This window comes from Gemella sp. GH3 (assembly GCF_013415425.1).
Classification (GTDB): Bacteria; Bacillota; Bacilli; order Staphylococcales; family Gemellaceae; genus Gemelliphila.
Genome location: NZ_JACBYC010000084.1, coordinates 1 through 405, shown reverse-complemented (window position 1 = coordinate 405; position 405 = coordinate 1). Strand labels below are relative to the sequence as shown.

The 405-nt window shown below is 36.5% G+C and carries 1 protein-coding gene; it reads left to right on the top strand.

Annotated elements, in window-relative coordinates; translation table 11 throughout:
* The coding region (locus HZY83_RS02540) for an aconitase family protein (RefSeq protein ID WP_255460138.1) at positions 1-405 on the top strand (405 nt) is incomplete at both ends.

The following is a 405-nucleotide window of genomic DNA, read 5'->3' as shown; positions in this document are numbered from 1 at the left end:
ATAATGTACCGACTATCGACATTTTTAACATAAAAGATGAAATAGCAAATAAACAGATTACTACCCTACAAAAGAATGCCAAAGACTTTGGCGTCCATATCTTTGATATGGGATCTGATGAACAAGGTATCGTTCATATGGTAGGACCTGAAACAGGTTTAACTCAACCAGGAAAGACAATTGTTTGTGGCGATTCTCACACCGCGACACATGGTGCTTTTGGTGCAATCGCATTTGGAATTGGTACAAGTGAAGTTGAACATGTCTTTGCTACTCAAACACTTTGGCAAACTAAACCTAAGAATTTAAAAATCGAAATAAATGGTAAACTACCTACCGGCGTTTATGCCAAGGATATAATACTCTATTTAATTAACCAATATGGCGTTGATTTTGGTACAGGAT